We start from the raw sequence: 21,181 nt of genomic DNA on the forward strand, positions 1-21,181 counted from the left end.
TCCCCCTACGTCGGGCCTGGTCCGTCGACATTAACACCGCTGTAAAGATGGGTCTTCGCACGTTGGCAAAACGGCGCTCCTACTTTTCAATAATTGGCTTCTTCCGTCCCTCGACCCACCCGCCGGACCCGTGTGACCGTGGGCGGCACACCGATACACCGGCACCCGAGGGGAGCGAGGACCATGCAGACCGCGGTCGAGCAGTTGCGACACGTTTGGGAGAACGACCAGCGCTGGCAGGGAGTGCGGCGCAGCTACCGCGCCGAGGACGTGGTCCGGCTGCGCGGCGCGATCCAGGAGGAGCACACCCTGGCCCGGCACGGCGCGGAACGTCTGTGGCGCCTGCTGCACAGCGAGGACTACGTCCACGCGCTCGGCGCGCTCACCGGCAACCAGGCGGTGCAGATGGTCCGGGCCGGCCTGAAGGCCATCTACCTCTCCGGCTGGCAGGTGGCGGCGGACGCCAACCTCGCCGGACACACCTACCCCGACCAGAGCCTCTACCCGGCCAACTCGGTCCCGGCGGTGGTGCGGCGGATCAACAACGCGCTGCTCCGGGCCGCCCAGATCACCACCGCCGAGGGGGACACCGCCGGAACCGACTGGCTGGCCCCCATCGTCGCCGACGCCGAGGCCGGCTTCGGTGGCCCGCTCAACGCGTACGAGCTGATGACCGCGATGATCGCGGCCGGCGCCGCCGGCGTGCACTGGGAGGACCAGCTCGCCGCCGAAAAGAAGTGCGGCCATCTGGGCGGCAAGGTGCTCGTCCCCACCGGGCAGCACATCCGCACCCTGGAGGCGGCGCGGCTCGCCGCCGACGTGGCCGGGGTGCCGACCGTCGTCATCGCCCGGACCGACGCGCAGGCCGCCACGCTGCTCACCACCGACGTGGACGAGCGGGACCGGCCCTTCGTCACCGGCGACCGGACCGCCGAGGGCTTCTACCGGGTCCGCAACGGCATCGAGCCGTGCGTCGCCCGGGGGCTGGCGTACGCCCCGCATGCCGACCTGCTCTGGATGGAGACCAGCACCCCGGACCTGGAGGTCGCCCGCCGCTTCGCCGAGGCGATCAAGGACCAGTACCCGGACCAGCTCCTCGCCTACAACTGCTCGCCGTCGTTCAACTGGCGCAAGCACCTCGACGACGCGACCATCGCCAAGTTCCAGCGGGAGCTCGGGCACATGGGGTACAAGTTCCAGTTCATCACCCTGGCCGGTTTCCACGCCCTGAACTACTCGATGTTCGACCTGGCGCGCGGCTACGCCGCCGACGGCATGCCCGCCTACGTCGGGCTCCAGGAGCGGGAGTTCGCCGCCGAGGCGGCCGGCTACACCGCGGTCAAGCACCAGCGTGAGGTGGGCACCGGCTACTTCGACCTGATCAGCACCGTGCTCAACCCGGCCGCCGAGACCACCGCCCTGCGCGGCTCCACCGAAGAGGAGCAGTTCGCGTGAGATACGAGATCATCGGTCCGCTGGCGGACCGCTTCGACGAGGTCCTCACCGCCGAGGCGCTGGAGTTTCTGGTCGCGCTGGACAGCGAGTTCGCCGCCCGCCGGGTGGCGCTGCTGGACACCCGGCGGGCCCGCCGGGCCCGGTACGCCACCGGCCAGTTGCCCGACTTCCTTCCGGAGACCGCGCACGTCCGCGCCGATCCCACCTGGCGGGTGGCCCCGCCCGCCCCGGGGCTGGTCGACCGGCGGGTGGAGATCACCGGGCCGACCGACCGCAAGATGACCGTGAACGCGCTGAACTCCGGGGCCCGGGTGTGGCTCGCCGACTTCGAGGATGCCACCGCCCCCACCTGGGACAACGTCATCGGCGGCCAGCTCAGCCTGATCGACGCCCTGGACCGGCGGATCGACTTCACCGACGCGCGCGGCAAGCGGTACGCCCTCGGCGAGGACCTGGCGACGATCGTGGTCCGACCGCGTGGCTGGCACCTCGTGGAGAAGGGGATCGCGGTCGACGGGCGACCGGTCTCGGCCAGCCTGGTCGACTTCGGGCTCTACCTCTTCCACTGCGCGCGCCGGCAACTCGACGCCGGGGCCGGCCCGTACTTCTACCTGCCGAAGCTGGAGACCCACCGGGAGGCGCGGCTCTGGAACGACATCTTCGTCTTCGCCCAGCACTACCTGGGCCTGCCGGTCGGGACGATCCGGGCCACCACCCTGATCGAGACGATCACCGCCGCGTTCGAGATGGAGGAGATCCTCTACGAGCTGCGCGAACACTCGGCGGGACTGAACGCGGGCCGGTGGGACTACATCTTCAGCGTGATCAAGAACTTCGGGCAGTGGCCGGACTTCGTCCTGCCGGACCGGTCCGAGGTCACCATGACCGTGCCGTTCATGCGCGCGTACACCGAGCTGCTGGTGCGGACCTGCCACAAGCGGGGCGCGCACGCCATCGGCGGGATGGCCGCGTTCATCCCCAGCCGTGACCCGGCGGTCAACGAGACCGCCCTGACCCGGGTGCGGGCCGACAAGCAGCGCGAGGCCGACGCCGGATTCGATGGTTCCTGGGTGGCCCATCCGGGCCTGGTCGGGGTGTGCCGTGAGGTGTTCGACGGGGCGCTCGGTGACCACCCGCACCAGCTCGACCGCCTCCGCGAGGACGTGCAGGTCACCACGGCCGACCTGCTGGCCGTCGACAAGACCCCGGGCCAGGTCACCGCCGCCGGGCTGCGGTCCAACGTCGCGGTGGCGCTGCGGTACGTCGACGCCTGGCTCGGCGGCACCGGCGCGGTGGCACTGTGGAACCTGATGGAGGACGCGGCGACCGCCGAGATCGCCCGCTGCCAGGTGTGGCAGTGGACGCACCACGGCACGCCGCTGGCCGACGGCGGCTGCGTCACCGGGGACCTGGTCCGGTCGATCCTCACCGAGGAACTGGCCGCCCTGGTCGAGGGACGGGACGACGCCGGACGGGCGCGCGCCGAGGCGGCGGCGCGGATCATCGAGGACACCGCGCTCGGCGAGGACCTGCCGGCGTTCTTCACCACCGACGCGTACGCCCGGCACCTCGGACCGTCCCACCGGACCGGTGCCTGACCGCGAACCCGACCGACAGGGAGCCGGGGAGGGCATCGCCCTCCCCGGCTCCGCGTCTGCGGACGGCGGCCCGATCCCGCCTCGGCAGGTCAAGTTTTCGCCAAGATTCAAATGAAGGAATTTCATTTCGTCGGGGTGGGTAGCTAGATTGCCGCCGTGCGACCGCGCACAAGGGACGTCAGCTCGACACGGAGGGACCGCAACCCCTCCCACCGAGCCCCAGCCCTGGCGGGCCACCTCCCGCCCCCGGTACGACAACGACCGGGGCAGGGGGTCGGTTCGTGGCCCGGCGGGACGACGGCCATCGCCGGCACCAACGAGCTGGAAGGACACCGCAGATCATGGTTACGCCGACGTCGCAGACCGGCGGGCACGCGCCATCGCTCAGCGTCGTCATACCGACCTTCAAGGACGCCCAGAGCCTTGAGCTGACCCTGCGCTCGCTGAGTCGGCAGTCACTACCGGCCGACCGGTTCGAGGTGATCGTGGTGCGCGACGGTGGAGCCGAGGGGGCCGAGGACTACACCGCCGTGGCGGACCACGGCAAGTCCCTCGATCTCCAGATGGTCGCGCTTCCGGCCCGTGGTGGGCGGTCCGTGGCGCGCAACGAGGGGATCCGACGTGCCACTGCGGACACCATCCTGTTCCTCGACAGTGACTCGTACGCGACTCCGACCCTCCTCGAACGACACGTGGCCTTCCACGCCGCCTCGGGCACGCCCCACGTGTTGATCGGCCGGCGCAACGAACTCGGCCGGCGGCACCTCGACGCGGTGCTCGCCGGTGGGCCGGTCACGCCGGACTCCGACGTGCGCGCCGACGACGGGGGAGACACGCGCTTCCCCAACGGACTGCCGACGGGGGACCACTGGCTCGGTGCCATGTGGATGTTCGCGCACGGCCACAACATCTCCGCGCCACGCGAGGTGGTGACCGCGGTCGGCGGGTTCGACGAGGACTTCGGCACCCGCTGGGGGTGGGAGGACACCGAGTTGTTCTACCGGATCGACCGCCACCTCGGCCCGGAGAAGCGGGCGTTCCGGTACGACCCCGACGCGTTGGTCTACCACCTGCCGCACTACCGCAACATGCTGCAGAACCTCCAGGACTACACCGGCAACCGCAAGATGGTGCTGGCCAAGTACCCGACCATCGACTGGGAGTTCGTCGGCATCGTCGACACGATCTACTCGGCGGAGATCCTCGCCCGGTACCGGGAGGCCATCGCGGACTGTGTGGACCGGCAGGCATGCCGGGTCGCGCCCGCGTGGCGTTGGCTGCGGGACCGGCTGCCCGGTCCCCGGGTGTTGTGGGTCGGCACGGGCAGCGCCGAGGTGCCCCTCGGGGACCGGGCCGTGACGTTCGACTACGGCGTTCCGGCCGGAGGCCGGAACTACCACCTCGTCGGGATCGACCCGCCCTTCACGCCGGGCAGTCTGGACGCGGTCGTCAGCGTCGACTTCTGGCGTTACCTGCACTGGCAGGAACTCTGTTCGTTCGTGGGCTCGTCGGTCCGTCTGGGCGCGGAGGTCTACCTGGTCGGCACGGACACGCACCTCTCGGCCGGCCCGCCGCCCGGTCCGGAGCAGGTGCGGTACCTGACCCGGGCGTTTCGACACAGCTTCGAGGTCAGCGTGCTGGAGGCCGATCAGCCCGACGGGTGCTGGGCGCTGCACCTGCGTGCCGGTGCCGGTGCCGGGGCGCGGCGACGCCGACGGTTCTGAGTGGACGGCCTCCGGGCGGGGGACCGCATGTCGGCTAGCTGCCTAGGATGCTCTACGGGGTGTGCGCCGCGCGTCGTGCCGGCAGCACACCTGGCACCACCGGCCCGGTCGATGGCCCGTACGTCAACGGTGGGAGTCGGCGCCGTTCCGTGCCCTCGTCCGGGCGATCGGGCTGGCCTCGGCCGGTGCCGGCAGAACCCGCAGCACCACCAGGGCGACGTCGTCGTCGCCGCTGGCCGGGAAGCGGTCGAGCAGGTGGTCGCACACCTGCTCGGCGGTCATCCCGTGCCGGTCGGTCAGGGCGCCGACCAGATGGGCGAGGCCCTCGTCCAGGAGGCTGCCGCGCCGCTCGATCAGGCCGTCGGTGTAGAGGACGACGGTGCTGCCCGGGGCAAGGGTGACGCGGTGGTCACGACGCACGACGCCGCCGCTGTCCATGCCGAGCAGGATCTCCGGCGGCGCCTGAAGCAGGCCGGCGGTTCCGTCGGGGGCGACCAGCACGGGTGGCAGGTGGCCGGCGTTGGCCCAGACCAGGAGGTGCCGGCCGGGTTGGTTCTGCGGCTCGTCCTGCGTGACGCGGGCCAGGATCGCCGTGGCGAAGGCGTCGACCCGCAGGCCGCTCATCGCGGTGTCGAGATCGGCCAGTACGGCTGCCGGGGACTCCCGAGTGCCGTACGCCACCCCGCGCAGCAGGTTCCGAATCTGTGCCATGGTCGCGGCGGCCTGCCGGTCGTGGCCGGCGACGTCGCCGATGACCAGGGCGAGAGATCCGTCGGGTTGCAGGAAGGAGTCGTACCAGTCGCCGCCGAGGCGGGCGCGCTCGGTCGCCGGCCGGTACCGCACGGCCACCTCCAGGCCCTCGCGTTGGGCGGGCGGGGTCAGCAGGCTGCGTTGCAGCTTCTCGGACAGCTCCCGCTCCAGGCTCGCCACCCGGCGTTCGGCCTGGCGGGTCTGTGCCCGGTGGAGCGCCTGCGTCACCGCCGCGCCGACCAGCCGTACGAACCGCACGTAACTCTCGTCGACCGGCAGGTGCTGACTCAACTGCGCCACGAGTACCGCGTCGTCGGCGGTCCCGGACGCGTCGGGCAGCCGAACCCAGACCACCGCGATCCCGGCCGAGTCGTCGACCACGACGTCGCCCGCGTCGAACAGGGCCGACGGCACGACCGGCGACGACCGGCCGGCCGCGCGGGGCAGGAGGACGTCCACGTCCGGCAGGTCGTGGGGATCCCGGCGGAGCACGGTCACCGTCCGGTCGAGGATCTGGTCGGGTTCGTCCAGCTCCCCGAGGGCGTCGGTGAGTTCGGCGAGCAGGATCAGCCGCCGCTGGGACAGCACCTGCTCCGTGGTCTCCGACGCGATGTCGACGACACCCTCGACCTGCCCGCCGGCCCCGAGGACGGCGGAGTAGGAGAAGGTGAAGAAGCACTCCTCCGGGTAGCCGTGCCGGTCCATCAACAGCCGCATGTTCCGGGTCCAGGTCGCCCGCTGGGTCGTGCGGACCGACGCCAGCATCGGCCCGATCTCGTCCCAGATCTCCGGAAACACCTGGGCCGCCGGCGCCCCGAGGGCCGCCGGGTGCTTTTTCCCGATCAGGTCGACGTAGGCCTCGTTGTACAGCATGACGAACTCCTGACCCCAGAACAGGGTCACCGGGAACCGGGTGTGCAGGGTGATGTCGACGGCGGCGCGCAGCGTCCGGCTCCAGCCGGGCACCGGGCCGAGCGAGGTCGCTGCCCAGTCGACCCGCGCGTAGGCCGACCGCAGCGACCCCGCCGCGTCGAAGAGTTCGTCCACGGGCCGACGATAGCCCTGCTGGTGGACCGTCGCCGGACTGCACCGGTGATCGCCTTCTCGCAGGTCAGCATGCCTGCCGGGCCGACGTGGATCAGTCCGGCAGGGCCGGGACGTGCAGGGCCAGGATCGCCGTGTCGTCGCCGGGCTGGTGCCCGGTGAAGTCGAGCACCGCCGTCTCGACCGCCGCGGCGAGCTGCTCGGCGTCGGCGTCGGTCGTGTCGGCGAGGACCTGACGGAGCCGGTCGATGCCGAACAGCGCGCGGTCGGTGGGGCGGCGGGCCTCGGTGACACCGTCGGTGTAGAGCAGCAGGCTGTCGCCCGGGTGCAGTTGGACGCGTTGGTCGCGCAGCGGCGGCTCGGGCAGCCAGCCGAGGACGAGTCCGTACCGGCCGAGGGTCTCGATGGTGCCGTCGGCGCGGCGGACGAGAGCCGGGTCGTGACCGCCGCAGCTGACCTGGACGTTGACGCCGGTGTCGTTGACGCGCAGGGTGGCGTAGACGGCGGTCAGGTACTGGCTGTCGTCGGTGTACCACTCCCGCAGCGCGGTGTTCAGGGTGGCGAGGTTGTGGCTGGGGATGGAGCTGCGTGCGGCGGCGGCGCGCAGCGTGTAGCGGGCCAGCGCGGTCGTCTTCGCGGCCCGGGGGCCCTTGCCGGAGACGTCGCCGACGACCGCGGCCCAGGCGCTGCGGGTGGAGGGGAAGACGTCGTAGAAGTCGCCGAGGACCTCGTCGCCGCCGACGCCGCGACGGTACCGGGCGGCGACCCGCACGCCGGGGATCTGGGGGAGGCGGGCGGGCAGGAGGCTCTCCTGGAGGGTGAGGGCGAGCGTGGAGGCCTGCGTGGCGGCGTGTTCGGCGCGTTGGGTGGCGGCCCGTGCCTCGTGCAGGGCGTCGCGGAGCGCGATCTCACCGGCGGCCGCGTGGGACAGGGTGCGCAGCACCTCGATGTCGCGGGGGGTCCACTCCCGGGGCGCGGTGGCCATGGCGGAGAAGGTGCCGAGCACGTGGCCGTCGACGGAGTGCACCGGGAAGCCGGCCCAGGCCGCGACGCCCGTCAGTTCGATGGACGGGTTGTCGTGGGTGCGGGGGTCGGCGCGGGCGTCGGTGACGACCAGTTCGGCGTCGGCATCGATGACGTACCGGCAGAACGACTGCTCGACGGGGGTCTGCCGCTTTTCGGGGTCGATGTCGTCGAAGCCGGTGGAGCTCTTCCAGAAGGAGCGGGTGGCGTCGACGACGGTCACGAATACGAACGGCGTGCCGAGCAGGGACGCCGCCAGTCGGGTCAGCCGGTCGAAGGGTTCCTCCGGGGCGGTGTCCAGCAGGCCCGTGCGCCGTACGGCGGCCAGCCGGGCGGGGTCGGAGACGGCCGTCGGCAGGGGCGGGCGGTCCGGGGCCGTGTCGTCGCTGAGGGGTTGCCGGGGTTGCGGCCTCGTCGGTGGGGTCACCGTGGCGGGCCGGCGGGCCGGTAGCGCCCGGGCGTGGATCGCTGCGGAGGCGTGTTTTCACTCGTCTCGGCCACCATCACCTGGCCATTCTGACCGCATTGTTTGTCGCCCAGCAACTGCACGCCGGATGGCTACGGAGGGTGATCGTGCGGGTTCGGTGCTCGGGTCGGGGTCGGGTGGGTGCGGTCCGGGTCGGCGGGCGGGGGCGCGTCAGCCCGGCAGTTGTCGGAGGACGCCCTCGGTGTCGAGCACCGGGCAGAGCAGCCCCAGGGTTTCCAGGCTCGCCTGGTGCGCCTGGTCGCTGGCGGCGGTGCACGCGTCGGAGACGATCACCGGTCGGTACCCGAGGTTGATCGCGTCGAACACGGTGTGGGTCACCGCGAGGTTGGTGGCCACACCCGTGAACAGGAGCGTCTGCATGCCCCTGCCCCGCAGGACCGTGTCCAGCTCGGTGCCGAAGAAGCCGCTGAGCCGCACCTGGTGGATGAGGACGTCCTCGGGTTCGGGCGCGAGCTCGTCGATGATCTGGGCCTGCGGGGTGCCGCCGAGGAAGGCCTGGTGCTCGGCGATCATCGCGAAGAGGGGGGTGTTGGCGATCAGGTCGGGGTAGCCGGGTCGGTGGACGGTCTGGGTGTAGACGATCAGGCTGCCCCGGGACCGGGCAGCCGCGACGAGCCGGGCGGCGTACGACGCGACGCGGCGCCGGATGACCTGTTCGGCGAAGAAGGGGCCGAACGTCCCTTCCGGGCTGACGACCTCGTGCTGCCAGTGGATGTTGACGACGGCGGTGCGGGCCGGGTCGAGATCGGGCATGGTCCCTCCGTCACGGAGCGGAGATCTGATGGGGCGCGGCTTGGTACCGTCGCCCCTCCGTCGCGGCCGAACCCCTCCCGAAGGCGTCGAGACGTCCCCACCGTCCGGGTATGTCGAGCAAGGCCATGTAAGCGAGGTTAGCCGGAAGTGCCGGTCTGATCACGAGATCCTCGCCCACCGGCTGGAGGCCGAGCATGGTCCGCAGGAGCAGCAGCGTCGCCCCGGCGGACCATGCCTGCGGGCTGCACGCCGTGGGGTAGTTGACCGGGTACTTGGTGCTGCTCCGGCTGTATCCCGCGAACGCCTCGGGCAGCCGGCCGTCGTAGAAGGTCGCGGCGTCGAGGATGCCGGCGGCGATCCGGGCCGCCTCGTCGGCGTACCCGTAACGCCGCAGGCCCCAGGCGATGAACGAGTTGTCGAACGGCCAGATGGTCCCGACGTGGTAGCCGATCGGGTTGTAGCGGCCCTGGTCCTCGGCCAGGGTGCGGACCCCCCAGCCGCTGAAGAGGGCGGGTGACATCAGGTGGCGGACCAGGGCGGGGGCCTTCTGTTCCTCGACGATGCCGCTCCACAGCAGGTGTCCGATGTTCGACGACAGGGCGTCCACCTGGCGGCCGTCGCCGTCGAGGGCGAGGGCCATGTACTCGCCGTCGGCGACCCAGAAGTCGCGGTTGAAACGCTGTTTGAGTTCGGCCGCCTCCCGTTCCAGCCGGTTGGCGTAGGCGGGGTCGCCCCACAGGCGTCGGGCCAGCCGGGCGGTGCGCCGCTTCGCGTCGTACGCGTACCCCTGCAACTCGCAGGTCGCCCGGGGGAAGGTGGGCAGCCGGCCGTCGCGGTGGCAGATGCCGTCCCACGAGTCCTTCCAGCACTGGTTCTCCAGCCCGTTCTCGGTGTTGCGCCGCTGGTAGGAGATGTAGCCGCGGCCGGTCAGGTCGGCGTAGTCGTCGATCCAGTCGATCGCCGCCCGGGCCTCCTGTTCGACGGAGCGGACGAACTCGACGTCGCCGGTCCACCGTTCGTACTCGTCGAGCAGCACGAGGAAGAGGGGAGTGGCGTCCGCGCTGCCGAAGTAGGGACTGTGCGGGGTCTCGTCGAAGGCGGTGAGTTCGCCGTAGCGCATCTCGTGCAGGATCCGCCCGGGTTGCTCCTCCCGGAAGTCGTCGACCCGGCTGCCCTGGCGGAAGGCGAGCACCTTCAGGGTGGTGGCGGCCAGGTCGGGGGCGAACGGCAGTGCCTGGAGGCTGGTGAGGATGCTGTCCCGCCCGAAGAGGCACATGAACCAGGGCAGACCGGCGGCGGGCACGCTCTTGTCCTCGGCGAGGAAGGGGCTGAAACGCAGCGCGGCCAGGTCGATCAGGCTCTGCCGGTACGTCTCGTTGAGGGGCTCCCAGTCCGACTGGAGCCGTGGCGCCTGGTTCAGCCACTCCATGAGCCGGTGTTCCTTGTCCACCGGGTCCCGTGCCTCCCGACGGGGGATGACCAGCCGGTCCAGGCCTCTGGGTACGGGCAGGTCCGGCAGGGCGCTGAGCCGGGTGTGCCACGTGCTGTGCGGCTCGATGTGGACCTCGATGGTCACCCCGGCCTCGTCCAGGTGTGCGGGGCTCGTGACCGAGACGATCGTCTCCCGCCGGAACCGTTCCCGTTCGTAGCCGAGGACGAGCCGATCGTCGTCGACCCGGCGGTAGTGGCGTCCCTTCCGGTCCGGTGTCGCGTCCTTGACCTGGAAGAGGTCCGCGAAGTCGGCGTCCACGTCGACCCGGACGGTGAGGTCGACCGGTTGGCCGCCGTGGTTGATGATGGTCAGGTCCTCCTGTAGGCCGGTGCTGAGCGTGTGTCGGCGCACCACCGACAGGGTGCTGTTCACGTAGACGTCCTGGTGGCCCGGGACCAGGTAGAACTTGTTCTCGAAGTAGTGGATGTCGTCGATGGAGAGGGTGCTGAGTCGGGCGCCGTCGACCGTCAGCACCCACTTCGACAGCAGCCGCGTGTCGTGGGCGAACAGGCCGACCGGCTCGTCGGGCGAGGCCAGGATGTCGCCCGCCTCGTCGCACACGAGGAAGGTCGTGCCGTCCAGGATGCCGATGTGGTCCTCAGGCATCGCCACCTCCTCGCCGTCGCGCCCCGGACGGGGGTGGTGGCGGAAACAGCCGGCGGATCACCGCGAAGATCCGGGGGCTGCCCTCCACGGTCGCCTCGCCGCGCAGGACGGTCGTCAGGAAGTACGCCTCCCCGCTGGCGATCCGGTCGAAGACCGCCCGGTCCGCCCGGACGACGGCGTCCCCTCCGGTGGGCTCCTCGGCGACGGTGACGTCGCCGTCGCCGATGGAGACCAGCCAGTGGTCGACCTGCCCGGCCCGGCTGACGTCGAAACGGACACTGCCCGCGCCGATCGCCTTCAGCCGGGGATCGTGCCCCCGCCGGGCCAGGCTGTGGAAGAAATCCCGGGTGGCGTCAGCCATGGCGAACCCTCCTCAGGGCCACTCTGCGCTCCGACGAGACGTCTCCGCCTCACCCGGAGGGGGTGAACTTCCCCTCGCCGGGCCGGATCCTCTACCCGCAGGTCACACCCGGTCTGCTGCCCACCGGACACCGTCACGCGGGGTAGTCGACGGCACTAGCCTGACATCTGATGGATCCCATCCAGGCCACGCTGCTCCTCGCCGCCGGTCTCCTCACGGGGGCTCTCAACGCGTTGGCCGGTGGGGGGTCCCTGATCGCCTTCTCGGCGCTGATCGGGGTGGGGATACCGCCGCTCACCGCCAAGATGACCAACACGGTCGCCGTGTTCCCCGGGAACGTGGCGAGCGTCGCGGGTGGCTACCGGGACCTGCCGGCCCGGCGGGAGGCCGTCCGTATCCTGCCGGCGGCGCTGCTCGGTGGCGTCCTCGGATCGGTGCTGCTCCTGCTGACACCCACCGGTGTCTTCGAGCTGATCGTGCCGTTCCTCGTCCTCGCCGCCTCGGCCGTCCTCGCGCTGCGGAGCCGGCTGGCGGGGTGGGTCGCCCGTACCGCCGGCCACCGCCGACGGCATCCGGCGGCCCGGCAGGCGCTCGTCGCCGTGGGCGGGGTGTACGGCGGTTACGTCGGTGCCAGCTTCGGCATCGTCCTGCTCGCGAGCCTGGCGTTCCTCCAGGACGAGGCGCTCGCCCGGACCGTCGCGGTCAAGAACCTGCTCCTGGCCGCCGTGTCCTTCACGGCGGTGGTGCTCTTCGTCGTTCTCGGGCACGTCGAGTGGTCGGCGGTGGCGTTGCTGGTGCCGGCCACGATCGTGGGCGGCTACGGCGGTGCGCGGCTCGTCCGGAGGCTCCCGGAGAAGCTGGCCAGGGTGGTCATCGTCGTGTTCGGGACGTCCTTCGGGTTGGTGCTGCTCTGGCAGAACCTCCGGCAGCCGTGACCGCCGGCCCTCAGGTGCCGCGCAGCGCGTCCCGGATGTCCGTGTTCTCCGGTGAGCGCACCGCCGGAGGTCTGCGGCGGGCCGCGTCCCACGCCGCCTTGGGGCTGGCGAGGTAGTCGCGGACCGCCTTGCCGGCGAGGAGGGTGGGCGGGCATCCGGCGCAGCGGGCGGGCACTCCGTCGACGTCGACACCGAGGTGCCGGCACAGTGTCACCGCCCGCGACAGGTGGTAGGACTGGGTGACGATCAGCGCCCGGGTCACCCCGTACACCTGACGTGCTCGGGCGCAGGTGTCGTAGGTGTCCAGCCCGAACGGGTCGGCCACCACCCGCTGCGGATCCACGCCGAGTCCGGCCAGGTACGACGTCATCACCGTCGGTTCGTCGCCCGACGCGCCGTTGCCGTCGCCGGACACGAGGACGACGCGGGCGCGTCCGGCGCGCACGAGCGCGGCGGCGGTCTGGAGGCGGCCGGCCAGCCGTTCGCCCGGTTGCTGTCGGTCCGGGGCCACCCCGGTGCCGAGGACGATGACGACGTCCACAGCCGGAGCGGTGGCCTCGGGGTGCAGGTGACCGTGTGCGGCGACCTTCGTCCACGCCCAGGGGGCACTGGCGAGGAGCAGCGCCGCAACACCGGCGGCGGCCAGGCGGGTGAGTCGTCGACGGCGCCGGGAGCGGCGCGGCGACCGGTCGCTCCCCGTGCCGGCGGGTGCCGCCCCGGCAGGGTCTTCCGTATCCACCCCGACTGTCCTCTCCGGTCGACGACCGGCCCATCGTAGGCGGGGCCCGTCCTTCCCGGGGGACACCGACCATCTAATGAAATTGGTTAGCATTGCCATGAAGTCGTCGCCGGGTGGTGGCGGGTGGGCGCGCTCTGGGCCGCGCCGCCCGGCGCGTCGTCCTTGTGGCCCGGGTGGCGCGTCGCCTACCGTAATGAAAATGAGAATCGCTTTTACTGGGAAGGGCGGGAGCGGAAAGAGCACCCTCGCCGCCCTCTTCGTGGGATACCTGCGCGCGGCCGGGCACCGGGTGCTCGCCGTCGACGCGGACGTGAACGTGCACCTCGCGCCCCTGCTCGGGGTCGAGGCCGGCCCGGAGGGCGCGCTGTCCCACCCGGACAACGCCCGGCGGGTGCGGCGTCACCTGCTCGGCAGCAACCCGAGGGTGGCCGGCGTCGAGCACTTCGTGCCGACCACTCCACCCGGCCCCGGCTCGCGGCTGGTCACCCTGGACGCCGACGACCCGGTCCTGGTCCGCCACGCGGCAGCGCTCGATCCGCGTACGCACGTGCTGCACGTCGGCACGTACGAACCCGACGACATCGGCGCGGGCTGCTACCACGGGCACCTGGCGGTCCTGGAGAACCTCCTGTCCCACCTGCGGCTCGACGCCGGCGACTGGGTGGTCTGCGACATGGTCGCCGGAACGGACGCCTTCGCCAACTCGCTGCACGCCCAGTTCGACGTGATCGTGGTGGTCGCCGAGCCGACCCCGGAGTCCGTCTCGGTCGCCCGGCGCTACCGGGAGCTGGCGGCGGCGGCCGGGGTGGCGGACCTGTTGGCCGTGGTGGGCAACAAGGTGGTCGACGAGGTCGATCGCGACTACCTGGCCCGGGAACTCGGTGTCACCCCGCTGGCGGCGCTCTCCGTCCAGGTCGGCCTGCGCCGGGCTCGGCAGGCCGGCGCGTGCCCGAGCCTGGGGGACCTCGACGACGTCACCCCGCTGGCGCGCGTTGCCGAGCGTGCCCGGGCCCGTCCGATGGCTCCGGAGCGGCGGGAGGCCATGCTGCGCGCCCTGCACCTGCGTCTCGCCGGTCAGAACTGGGTCCGCAGCGCCCATGGCGACGTCACCACCCAGCTCGGCCCGGTGCCGGCGTGACCCTTCCGCGTGCCCGGGGCCGCCGCCGGCGGTGAGCGCCACGGTGGGCGGGCGGGGCACCCGGTTCCGCGTCTGCCCACCGGAGGGCCGCGTGTCGTTCCCATCGGGACTTCCCCTCGGTGTTGATAACGATTATCATCTCCGAGTATTGATTGGAGGGATGTGCCGATGGACTCCCCGCTGTACCTGCGTCCGCGGGTCGACGGCCGACTGGAACAGCTGCTGGACCAGCCACGCCTGCTGCACGACCTGGTCCGGGCGCTGGGCTCACCGCTCAACGTCGTGCTGCCCGACCAGATCGCCGACAACGTCGAGGCGTTCGGCGCCGTGCACCGGCGACACCACCTGCGCGGCGAGGTGTTCTTCGCCCACAAGGCCAACCGCTCCTCGGCCCTGCTGCGCCGGCTGGCGGCGACACCCGCCGGCATCGACGTGGCGAGCCTGGGGGAGTTGCAGCACGCGCTCGGCGCGGGCTTCACCCCCGGGCGGGTGATGGCCACCGGCCCCAAGACCCGCGAGTTCCTGTGGCTCGCCGCCCGCTGCGGCATCACCGTCAACCTGGACTCCCCCGCCGAACTGGACGACCTCGTCGCCCTCGTCCGCCGGCACGGACTGCCGCCGGTCCGCGTCCTGGCGCGCCTGTCGGCGTTCGGCTCGGCCGGGGCGACCATCCTGTCCCGACCGAGCCGGTTCGGCACCCCGCTGGCCGAGGCCGACCGGCTGCTGGCCCGCCTCGCCGAGACGCGCGACGCGGTCGAACTGGTCGGGGTCGCGTACCACCTCGACACCATCGGCGTGGCCGAGAAGGCGGTCGCCCTCCAGGCGTGCCTGACCGTCCTCGCCGACGCGCACCGGCACGGCCTGCGCCCCCGGATCGTCGACGTCGGCGGCGGCTTCGGCGTGGACTACCTCGCCGACGGCGCGCAGTGGGAGCGGTGGACCAGCGAGCTGGCCCTGGCCGTGCTCGGCCGTCGCCCGGAGCTGACCTGGGGCGGCCACGGCTACGGCTGGCGGGCCGAGGCGGGCACGCTGCGCGGCGCCCTGGGCCTCTACCCGGCGCACCGGCCCTCCTCCGGCCACCGCTACCTGGCGGAGCTGCTCGACACCAGCGCCACCGGCCTCGGCGGACGCACCCTCGCCACGCTGCTCCAGGAACACCTGCACGACCTGTGGGTCGAGCCGGGCCGCGCGCTGGTGGACCAGTGCGGCGTCGTGCTCGCCCGGGTGCTGGAGGTGCGGCCCACCGCCGCCGGCTGTCACCTCGTCCGGCTCGACCTCAACGCCGGGGACGTCAGCCTGGAGGAACACGGCGTGATGATGGACCCGGTGCTGCTGCCGGCGGACCCGGTCGCGTCCGGCGACGCCGCGCCGCACGGCCATCCGGTCTACCTGCTGGGCAACCTCTGCCTGGAAGCCGACCTGATCACCCGGCGCATGGTCTTCCTGCCCACCCTGCCCCGCACCGGCGACCTGCTCGCCTTCGCCAACACCGCCGGCTACTTCATGGACTTCAGCGCCGACCACGCCCTGCACCAGCCGGTGGCCCGGATGGTGGCCGCCTGGCAGGACGCCGGCACGTGGCGCTGGTGCCTCGACGAGCAGTACTGGCCCCTCGACACCGGGCGGCGACCGTCCAGCCACGAGTCGACCCCCACCACCACGGCCGGCCGGTCCATCCCCGGTCCGCGTCGCCAGGAGACCGCAGCCGCATGAGATACGACACCATCACCGACGCCATCGGCAACACCCCGCTGCTCCGCATCGACCCCGCCGTGCACGGGCTCGCCCACGTCGACCTCTACGCCAAGCTGGAGCTGCTCAACCCGTTCGGATCGGTCAAGGACCGGGCCGCCTGGACGATGGCCGCGCCCCGGCTGGCCGAGGCCCGCGAGGCCGGCGCCACCGTGGTCGAACTCTCCAGCGGCAACACCGCGAAGGCCCTGGCGGTGATCGCCGGCATGCACGGGCTGCCGTTCACCAGCATCACCAACCGGATGAAGGTCCCCGAGATCAAGGACCTGCTCCTCCTTCTCGGCGCCACCATCGAGGAACTGCCCGGGCAGGCCGAGTGCCTCGACCCGACGAACACCGAGGACCCGCTGACCCGGATCCACCGCACGATCAGCGAGTCCGGCTCGGCGTACCTGCACACCGACCAGTACTACAACCCCCGCAACACCCAGGCACACGTCGAGGGCACCGGGCCGGAGATCGTCAAGGATCTCGACGGGCGCGTGCCGGACTACTTCGTCGCCTGCGTGGGCACCGCCGGATCGTCCACCGGCGTGGCCCGGGTGCTGCGTGAGCACGACCCGTCGGTCACCGTGGTCGGCCTGGTCGCCGCCAAGTCCGACTTCATCCCCGGCATCCGCAACATCGACGAGGTCCACGAGGTGGGTCTGTTCGACCCGGACACCTACGACACCATCGAGTCGGTCTCCGCCGACGAGGCGATCGACGGCCTGCTGACGCTCAACCGCCGCTGCGGGGTGCTGGCCGGGCCGACCGGAGGTGGCGCGTACACCGGGGCGGTGCGGCACCTGCGGCGGGTCGACGCCGCGCTCGCCGCCGAGGCCGCGGCCGGGCGGGAACCCCGCCGCCGCAGCGCCGTGTTCATCGTCTGCGACCGGGTGGAGAGCTACCTCAGCTACATCCGCCGCCGCCGGCCGGAACTGCTCCACCAGCCCGCCCTGGTCGGTGCCGTCGCCACGGTCACCGACGCCGAGGCGGACGCGGCCCGCACCGTGGACGTACCCGCCGCCCGGAGGTGGATCGCCGAGGCGCAGCCGCTCGTGGTCGACCTGCGGGGCACCTTCGCCTACACCGCCGCGCACATCGAGGGCTCGGTCAACATCGTCGACGAGCTCCTCGACGAGCTGCTGCGCGGGGGCCTGCCGTTCGACCGGGGCCGGCCGGTCCTGCTGGCCTGCCCGGTGGGGGAGAAGTCCCGCCGGTACGCGGCCCTGCTGACCCGGATGGGACACACCGACGCCCGCAGCCTCGACGGCGGGGTGGTGGCCTGGCGGGACGCCGACGCCCCCCTGGTGCGCGCCTGATGGCCGCCCCGACGACCACTCCGAGCACCTCCGGCGCGCCGGCGGGGGGCACCGGTGCCGCCCCGGCGACGCTGCCCGGCGGGCACCCGGACCGGGTGCTCGCCGAACTGGCCGACTGGCAGCGCGCCGTCCGCGCCCAGTTCCCCATCCTGACCGGCACCGACGAGGCGTACCTGGACAGCGCCGCCACCGCCCAGAAGCCGCAGGTGGTGCTCGACGCCGTGCAGCGCTACCTGACCGGCGAGAACGCCAACGCCGGGCGCGGCACCTACCGGTGGGCCAACCGGACCACCGCGCTGCTGCACCGGTGCCGGGAGCGGGTCGGCGACCTGATCGACGACCCCGACCCGGAACGGTCCGGCGTGCACCTGGTCGGCGGCACCACCGAGGCGCTGCGCCGGGTGGCCCTGGACTGGCTCGTCGACACCCTGGCCGACGGCGACGAGATCGTCGTGCCGGCCGCCGACCACCTGGCCAACGTGATCCCCTGGCAGGAGGCACGGGACGCGGCGGCCCGCCGTGGCGTCACCGTACGCCTGGTGGAGATGCCGTACGAACCCTCCGGCGACTACGACGTCGCCGCGCTCGCCCCGCTGGTCGGGGAACGGACCCGCCTGGTCGCGGTCACCCACGTCCACCACGTCTACGGGGTGGACATGAACGTGCACCGGATCCGCCGGCTCGTCGGCGACGACGTGGTGATCTGCCTGGACGCCGCGCAGAGCGTCGGACACCTGCCGGTCTCGGTGACCGACCTGGACGTCGACTTCCTGGCGTTCTCCGGGCACAAGGCGATGGCGCTGCCCGGCATCGGGGTGCTCTGGGCCCGCAACCGCCGTGGTCCCCGCTACGAGCACCGGGGCTGGCCGGGCAGCCCGCACACCGTCGGCGCGGTGAGCCTGGCGGCGGCCGTGGACTGGTTCGAGGCGACCGACGTGGCGCGGATCGCCCGCTGGACGGTGGCCCTCGGCGCCCGGCTGACCGACGGGCTGAGCCGGCTGCGCGACGTCCGTGTCCTCGGCTGCCAGGACAGCCTGACCCTGGACTCGACCGTGCAGCGCCGGCACGGCCCGGTGACCTTCCGACACCCGGGGATCAGCGCCGCCGACCTCGGGTTCGTGCTGGCCGACCACGGGCTGATGGTGCGTGCCAACGCCCACTGCCAGGGCCCGGCGGGGGAACGGGAGAACTCGGTACGGGTCAGCCTGCACGCCTACAACACCGTCGAGGAGGTGGACCGGCTCCTCGACGTGCTGGCCCGCCTCGACACCGCCCTGACCACCCCGTCCCACCACTGAGGAGCACCATTGACCTCGTCCGTGCAGAACCCGCCACCGCCGACCGGCACCCGTACCGTGGTGATGGTCGACGTGTACGCGCCGACCATGCGGCTGGCCCGGGCCTTCGCCGACGCCGGCTGCGCCGTCGTCCGGGTGCGCAGCACCCCGGAGATCCCCGCCGTGTACGCCGGGCACGCCGACCCGGCCGCCGAGGCGCTCTTCGTCGACACCATCGTCCACTCCGGCGACGTCGAGTCGACCGGCAAGGCGGTCGCCGACCACGACCCGGTCGCCGTCGTGACCGGCGGTGAACTGGGCGTCGAACTGGCCGACCGGCTGAGCGAGACGCTCGGCCTGACCAGCAACGGGACGCGTCACAGCGCGGCCCGGCGGGACAAGTACCGCCAGATCGAGGCCGTCCGGGCGGCCGGGCTGCCCACCGCCCGCCAGCTGCTCGTTACCGACGCCGACGAACTGGCCGACTGGCACCGCGACCTGGGCGCCCGCGTGGTGGTCAAGCCGGTGCGCAGTGCCGGCAACGACGGGGTGGCCTTCTGCGACACCCCGGCCGAGTCGGTGGCCGCCTACCGGGCGGTGGCCGGGGCCCGCAACATCTTCTCCCTGCCCAACGACGCCGTGGTCGCCCAGGAGTACCTCACCGGCACCGAGTACGTGGTCAACACCGTCAGCCGTGACGGCCGGCACCGGGCCACCGACGTCTGGCGGTACACCAAGATCTCCGCCAACGGGGTCCGCGACCGGATCAGCGGCGCGGTCCTGGTGGCGCCCGACGCGCCGGTGCGGGACACCCTGGTCCGGTACGCCGCCGACGTCCTCGACGCCCTCGACGTGCGGCACGGCCCGGCACACCACGAGATCATGCTCACCGCCGACGGGCCCCGCCTCGTCGAGGTCGGGGTGCGGCTGTGCGGCGCGGACACCGCCGCCCAGGCGTTGCTGGCCCTCGGCGAGTCCCAGGTCGAACGCACCGTCCAGGCCTACCTCGACCCGGCCGGTTTCCTGGCCGCCGTGGACGACCCCCAGCAACTGCGCCGGCACGTGGCGATGGCCTTCCTCACCGCCCCGGTCACCGGAACCCTGCGCGGCTACCCGCTGCTGGAACGGGTCCGCGAGCTGGAGAGCCTGCACGAGATCCAGATCGGGGTGCACCCCGGCCAGCGGCTGCCGTTGACCGTGGACGACACCACCGAACCGATGATGGTCGTCCTCGCCCACCCCCGCGCCGAGGTGGTCGAACGCGACCTGGCCACGGTGGGCTGGCTGGACGGGTACGGCTTCTACGACCTGGAGCCCGAGACCACCGCGAGCGCCGCGTGAACGCGGTGACGGCGCGGCCCCGGCGGACGGCGACCGGAGCGCTTGCCGGAGGTCCCCGATGACCGCGCCGTCCGCGCCAGCCCGAAGCCGGCCAGCCTCCCGCTACGCGCGACTGTGGCGGGTGCCGGGAGCGCCGCTGCTGCTCGTCGGCGGGGTGGTGGCCCGGCTCGGCCAGGGGGTCACCGTGCTCGCCTGGATCCTCCTGGTCCGTGAGACCACCGGCTCGTTCGCCGACGCGGCACTGGTCGGGGCGTCGGTGTCGCTGGCCACGGCGGTCACCGCGCCGATCGGGGGGCGGCTGGCCGACCGCTTCGGCGCGCACCGGGTGCTGCCGCTCTACGGCGCGGCCTACGCCACCGCCCAACTGCTGCTGCTGGCGGCCACCCTGACCCGGCAGCCGGTGCCCCTGCTCTGCGTCCTCGCCGCGCTGTCCGGGGCGGTCTTCCCGGCCATCAGCCCGGCACTGCGCGCGGCCTGGACCGTGCTGACCGGACAGGGCACCGGCCGCGAGGACGTCCGCAGCACCGCGATGGCGGCCGAGTCGACGCTCTTCGAACTGGTCTTCGTCGTCGGCCCGCTGCTGCTGTCGGCGGCGATGCTCGTCGCCGACCCGCTCGCCGCGCTGACCGGCTCCCGGTCCGGGATCGCCGGCCCTGCCGCCGCGATCGTCCTGGCCGCCGTCTGTGCCGGCGGCGGCACGGCGGTGCTCGCCCGGGGCCGGGCGCTGCGGCAGCTACGCCCGCATGGAGGCACCCCGACCCGGGGGCTCGGGCCGCTGCGCTCGCCCCGGATGCCGGCGCTGCTGCTCTGCGCCGCCGGTGTCGCCTTCTCCTTCGGCGCGTCGCCGGTCGCGGTGGCCGCCTTCGCCACCGAGCACGACGGCGACCGCGCCGAGGCGGTCACCGGTGTGCTGATCGCCGTCTGGAGCCTCGGCAGCGCCGCCGCCGGGCTCTGGTACGGCGCCCGGACCTGGCAGACCCCGCTGACCCGGCAGTTGACCTGGCTGCTGGCCGGTCTCTCAGCCGGCTACGCGGCCTGGGCGTTGTCGCCCAACAGCACCGTGCTCGGCGGGGTGCTGCTGCTCAGCGGGGCGGTGATCGCCCCGGCGATGACCGTGCAGGCCGGACTGATGGCCCGGATCGCCCCGGCGTCGATGCTCACCGAGGCGTACACCTGGCTGACCACCGTCAACCTGTCGCTGGCCGCGCTCGGCTCCGCGGTGACCGGCGCGATCGTCGACGGACCGGCCGGGGCGGCCGGTGGCTTCCTGGCCTGCGCCGGGGCCGCCGCGGCGGCGGCCGTGCTGGCTGCCTGGCCGGGGGTGCTGGCCCCGCGTCGTGTCCGCGAGGTGGTCGACCAACCGGCCGACCCGGTGCAGGTCCCCTGAATTTCCGTTTCTCCG

At 72.6% G+C, this 21,181-nt stretch carries 16 protein-coding genes; 10 read left to right on the forward strand and 6 right to left on the reverse strand.

The genetic code is table 11. The features are described from left to right. Positions 1-183 precede the first annotated feature (183 nt). The 3 genes from aceA to GA0070618_RS24110 all read left to right on the forward strand — a co-directional run bounded on the left by aceA (position 184) and on the right by GA0070618_RS24110 (position 4,777). Positions 184-1,455 (forward strand): isocitrate lyase, encoded by a 1,272-nt coding sequence (gene aceA / locus GA0070618_RS24100; RefSeq protein ID WP_088983658.1) that lies wholly within the window; start codon positions 184-186, stop codon positions 1,453-1,455. Beyond that, positions 1,452-3,053: a malate synthase A gene (gene aceB, locus GA0070618_RS24105; RefSeq protein ID WP_088983659.1), complete on the forward strand. Its 1,602-nt coding sequence runs from the start codon at positions 1,452-1,454 to the stop codon at positions 3,051-3,053. Before aceA ends, aceB begins: the two co-directional genes overlap by 4 nt. A gap of 341 nt (positions 3,054-3,394) precedes the next feature. Further along, positions 3,395-4,777 carry a glycosyltransferase family 2 protein gene (locus GA0070618_RS24110; protein WP_088983660.1) on the forward strand — a complete coding sequence of 461 codons (1,383 nt, stop codon included), beginning with the start codon at positions 3,395-3,397 and terminating at the stop codon, positions 4,775-4,777. Between the two features lie 123 nt (positions 4,778-4,900). On the opposite strand, the gene GA0070618_RS24115 is transcribed toward GA0070618_RS24110, so the two are convergent. The 5 genes from GA0070618_RS24115 to GA0070618_RS24135 form a co-directional block, all read right to left on the reverse strand. After that, complete coding sequence (locus GA0070618_RS24115; RefSeq protein ID WP_088983661.1) at positions 4,901-6,574, reverse strand: PP2C family protein-serine/threonine phosphatase; 1,674 nt, start codon at positions 6,572-6,574, stop codon at positions 4,901-4,903. A 91-nt stretch (positions 6,575-6,665) separates the two neighbouring features. Next, a complete protein-coding gene (locus GA0070618_RS24120) occupies positions 6,666-8,021 on the reverse strand; it encodes a PP2C family protein-serine/threonine phosphatase (RefSeq protein ID WP_197701623.1) in 1,356 nt (451 codons plus the stop codon). Positions 8,022-8,231: 210 nt separating this feature from the next. Further along, entirely contained in the window at positions 8,232-8,834 is a 603-nt protein-coding gene (locus tag GA0070618_RS24125) for a cysteine hydrolase family protein (RefSeq protein ID WP_088983662.1), read from the reverse strand. A gap of 10 nt (positions 8,835-8,844) precedes the next feature. Then, complete coding sequence (locus GA0070618_RS24130) at positions 8,845-10,932, reverse strand: amylo-alpha-1,6-glucosidase (RefSeq protein ID WP_088985790.1); 2,088 nt, start codon at positions 10,930-10,932, stop codon at positions 8,845-8,847. Beyond that, complete coding sequence (locus GA0070618_RS24135; RefSeq protein WP_088983663.1) at positions 10,925-11,293, reverse strand: SCP2 sterol-binding domain-containing protein; 369 nt, start codon at positions 11,291-11,293, stop codon at positions 10,925-10,927. The genes GA0070618_RS24130 and GA0070618_RS24135 overlap by 8 nt, the downstream gene beginning before the upstream one ends. A 170-nt stretch (positions 11,294-11,463) precedes the next feature. On the opposite strand from GA0070618_RS24135, the gene GA0070618_RS24140 reads away from it, so the two are divergent. Continuing rightward, positions 11,464-12,228: a sulfite exporter TauE/SafE family protein gene (locus tag GA0070618_RS24140; protein WP_088983664.1), complete on the forward strand. Its 765-nt coding sequence runs from the start codon at positions 11,464-11,466 to the stop codon at positions 12,226-12,228. A gap of 10 nt (positions 12,229-12,238) precedes the next feature. Here GA0070618_RS24140 and GA0070618_RS24145 read toward each other — a convergent pair whose 3' ends face one another. After that, a complete protein-coding gene (locus GA0070618_RS24145) occupies positions 12,239-12,967 on the reverse strand; it encodes a SanA/YdcF family protein (protein WP_231931433.1) in 729 nt (242 codons plus the stop codon). Between the two features lie 199 nt (positions 12,968-13,166). Here GA0070618_RS24145 and GA0070618_RS24150 point away from each other — a divergent pair, with 199 nt between their 5' ends. From GA0070618_RS24150 to GA0070618_RS24175, 6 genes are all read left to right on the forward strand, one after another. Then, the gene (locus tag GA0070618_RS24150) at positions 13,167-14,105 is read left to right on the forward strand and encodes an ATP-binding protein (protein WP_088983666.1); all 939 of its coding nucleotides are present in this window, start codon (positions 13,167-13,169) and stop codon (positions 14,103-14,105) included. Between the two features lie 168 nt (positions 14,106-14,273). Then, positions 14,274-15,818 (forward strand): type III PLP-dependent enzyme domain-containing protein, encoded by a 1,545-nt coding sequence (locus tag GA0070618_RS24155; RefSeq protein WP_088985791.1) that lies wholly within the window; start codon positions 14,274-14,276, stop codon positions 15,816-15,818. Then, on the forward strand, positions 15,815-17,161 hold the full coding sequence (locus GA0070618_RS24160) for a pyridoxal-phosphate dependent enzyme (RefSeq protein WP_088983667.1): 1,347 nt from the start codon (positions 15,815-15,817) through the stop codon (positions 17,159-17,161). Before GA0070618_RS24155 ends, GA0070618_RS24160 begins: the two co-directional genes overlap by 4 nt. After that, on the forward strand, positions 17,161-18,459 hold the full coding sequence (locus GA0070618_RS24165; RefSeq protein ID WP_088983668.1) for an aminotransferase class V-fold PLP-dependent enzyme: 1,299 nt from the start codon (positions 17,161-17,163) through the stop codon (positions 18,457-18,459). The genes GA0070618_RS24160 and GA0070618_RS24165 overlap by 1 nt, the downstream gene beginning before the upstream one ends. Positions 18,460-18,468: 9 nt before the next feature. Beyond that, positions 18,469-19,779, forward strand: coding sequence for an ATP-grasp domain-containing protein (locus GA0070618_RS24170; protein WP_231931434.1), 1,311 nt, complete (start codon positions 18,469-18,471; stop codon positions 19,777-19,779). Positions 19,780-19,837: 58 nt separating this feature from the next. Further along, entirely contained in the window at positions 19,838-21,166 is a 1,329-nt protein-coding gene (locus tag GA0070618_RS24175; RefSeq protein ID WP_088983669.1) for an MFS transporter, read from the forward strand. Positions 21,167-21,181: the final 15 nt, after the last annotated feature.

The organism is Micromonospora echinospora (genome assembly GCF_900091495.1).
Taxonomy (GTDB): Bacteria; Actinomycetota; Actinomycetes; order Mycobacteriales; family Micromonosporaceae; genus Micromonospora; species Micromonospora echinospora.

What these genes read in the sequence shown, in the direction of transcription:
- GA0070618_RS24125 (WP_088983662.1), bottom strand. Translation starts at nt 8,834, where the DNA reads ATGCCCGATCTCGACCCGGCCCGCACCGCCGTCGTCAACATCCACTGG.
- GA0070618_RS24140 (WP_088983664.1), top strand. Translation starts at nt 11,464, where the DNA reads ATGGATCCCATCCAGGCCACGCTGCTCCTCGCCGCCGGTCTCCTCACG.
- aceA (WP_088983658.1), top strand. Translation starts at nt 184, where the DNA reads ATGCAGACCGCGGTCGAGCAGTTGCGACACGTTTGGGAGAACGACCAG.
- GA0070618_RS24165 (WP_088983668.1), top strand. Translation starts at nt 17,161, where the DNA reads ATGGCCGCCCCGACGACCACTCCGAGCACCTCCGGCGCGCCGGCGGGG.
- GA0070618_RS24155 (WP_088985791.1), top strand. Translation starts at nt 14,274, where the DNA reads ATGGACTCCCCGCTGTACCTGCGTCCGCGGGTCGACGGCCGACTGGAA.
- GA0070618_RS24175 (WP_088983669.1), top strand. Translation starts at nt 19,838, where the DNA reads ATGACCGCGCCGTCCGCGCCAGCCCGAAGCCGGCCAGCCTCCCGCTAC.
- GA0070618_RS24130 (WP_088985790.1), bottom strand. Translation starts at nt 10,932, where the DNA reads ATGCCTGAGGACCACATCGGCATCCTGGACGGCACGACCTTCCTCGTG.
- GA0070618_RS24160 (WP_088983667.1), top strand. Translation starts at nt 15,815, where the DNA reads ATGAGATACGACACCATCACCGACGCCATCGGCAACACCCCGCTGCTC.
- GA0070618_RS24135 (WP_088983663.1), bottom strand. Translation starts at nt 11,293, where the DNA reads ATGGCTGACGCCACCCGGGATTTCTTCCACAGCCTGGCCCGGCGGGGG.
- GA0070618_RS24150 (WP_088983666.1), top strand. Translation starts at nt 13,167, where the DNA reads ATGAGAATCGCTTTTACTGGGAAGGGCGGGAGCGGAAAGAGCACCCTC.
- GA0070618_RS24110 (WP_088983660.1), top strand. Translation starts at nt 3,395, where the DNA reads ATGGTTACGCCGACGTCGCAGACCGGCGGGCACGCGCCATCGCTCAGC.